This is a genomic window from Citreimonas sp., assembly GCF_042096055.1.
Classification (GTDB): Bacteria; Pseudomonadota; Alphaproteobacteria; order Rhodobacterales; family Rhodobacteraceae; genus Citreimonas.
The window spans coordinates 1-1,731 of the sequence record NZ_JBELMH010000143.1 but is presented as its reverse complement, the minus strand read 5'-3'; the positions used below and the strand labels follow the sequence as shown (position 1 = coordinate 1,731).

3 protein-coding genes are annotated in these 1,731 nt (G+C 72.5%); all 3 read right to left on the bottom strand.

Annotated features, from left to right (window positions below; genetic code table 11):
* A partial coding sequence (locus tag ACFDTC_RS17630; protein WP_375260183.1) for an NAD(P)-dependent oxidoreductase occupies positions 1–533 on the bottom strand: 533 nt, incomplete at its 3' end.
* A gap of 25 nt (positions 534–558) precedes the next feature.
* Positions 559–909 (bottom strand): tRNA-binding protein, encoded by a 351-nt coding sequence (locus ACFDTC_RS17625; protein WP_375260182.1) that lies wholly within the window; start codon positions 907–909, stop codon positions 559–561.
* Complete coding sequence (proC, locus tag ACFDTC_RS17620; RefSeq protein ID WP_375260188.1) at positions 902–1,717, bottom strand: pyrroline-5-carboxylate reductase; 816 nt, start codon at positions 1,715–1,717, stop codon at positions 902–904. The genes ACFDTC_RS17625 and proC overlap by 8 nt, the downstream gene beginning before the upstream one ends.
* Positions 1,718–1,731 lie beyond the last annotated feature (14 nt).

Genomic DNA, 1,731 nt, shown 5'->3' with positions numbered 1-1,731 from the left:
CGCGCGACGTAGCCCACCGACATGCCGAAGCCGAAATGGCAGCGCTTGGCGATCGCCTGACCGATCCGGCCCATGCCGACGACGCCCAGCCGCTTGCCGGTCATGTGCATCCCCAGCATCTGCGTCGGGTGCCAGCCCTTCCACCGGCCGGCGCGCACCATGCGCTCGCCCTCGGCGGCGCGGCGGGTCGACATCAGCATCAGCGTCAGCGCGATGTCGGCGGTGGCGTCGGTCACGGTTCCGGGCGTGTTGGTCACGGCGACGCCGGCGGTGCGTGCCGCGTCCACGTCGAGGTGGTTGTAGCCGACGCCGAAATTCGCCAGCAGCCGGCAGCGGATCTCGCCCGCCTCGGCGAAGATGTCGGCCGAGAACGCGTCGCCCAGCGTGGGCATCACCACGTCGTTCTCGCGCAGCGCGGCGATCATCTCGTCGCGGGACATGGGCGTGGTGCTGTCGCGCGCGGTCACGTCGAAGCGGCTGCGCGCGGTGGCCAGCACGAGGTCGGGCAGCGGGCGGGAGATCAGGAGCTTCATGGGCGGTCCTTTGCGGAGCGGAGGGTCAGCACAGCCGGGCGCCGTCGGGCGCAGACTTGTCGGGCACGGCCAGCACCACGGCGCCATCGTCGTCGTGCAGGCCCAGCACCAGCACCTCGGACCGGACGGGGCCGATCTGGCGGGGCGGGAAGTTGACGACGGCCAGCACCTGCCGGCCGATCAGCGACTCGGGCGTGTAATGCGCGGTGATCTGGGCGGAGCTCTTCTTCTCGCCCAGCTCGGGGCCGAAATCGATCCAGAGCTTGATCGCGGGCTTGCGCGCCTCGGGGAACGGCTCGGCCCGGGTGACGGTGCCGGCGCGGATGTCGACGGCCAGGAAGTCGTCGAAGCCGATCTGCGGGGACGCGTCAGCCACGGGCCAGCTCGCGCGAGCGGGCCGCGGCGGCGGCCACGGTGCGGCGGATCAGCGGCGGCAGGCCCGAGTCGGTGTCCATCAGCACGTCTAGCCCCGCCTGCGTGGTGCCGTTGGGCGAGGTCACGTTGCGCCGCAGCTGCGCGGGGTCCTCGCCGGTCTGGACCGCCAGCGCGCCCGCGCCGGCGACGGTGGCGCGCGCCAGCTGCAGCGCGAGGTCGGGCGCGAGGCCCTCGGCCTCGGCCGCGGCGGCCATGCATTCGATCATGTGGAAGACGTAGGCCGGCCCCGATCCGCTGACGCCGGTGACCGCGTCGATCTGTTCCTCGGTCTCGAGCCTGACCACCGCGCCCACGGCCGACAGCAGCGTCTCGGCCGCCTGCATCTGCGTCTCGGTCACGTGCGCATTGCCGACGATGGCGGTGATCCCCTGCCCGATCGCGGCGGGCGTGTTGGGCATGGCGCGCACGATCGGCGTGCGCGCGCCCAGCGCGGCCTCGAGCGTGGCCAGCGTGGTGCCCGCGGCGACCGAAACGAACAGCGTGTCGCCGTCGCCCAGCGCGCGCAGCGACGGCAGCGCCTCGGCCATCATCTGCGGCTTGACCGCGACGATCACCACCGCGGGGTGCGGCGGCAACGCGGCGTTGAGATGCGTGTTCTGGTTCTTCACCCAGTCCGAGGGGCCGGGATCGGTGACCCACACGGCCGAGCTGGGCAGCCCGCGCGCCAGCCACCCCTCCAGCATGGCCGAGCCCATCTTGCCGCAGCCCATCAGCACAAGGCCGCGATGCGCGAGTTCGGAATTCTGCATGCCCTCTCCCCTGT

Bases quoted from the DNA above. Each gene is read 5' to 3' on its own strand.
- proC (WP_375260188.1), bottom strand. From the start codon at position 1,717: ATGCAGAATTCCGAACTCGCGCATCGCGGCCTTGTGCTGATGGGCTGC.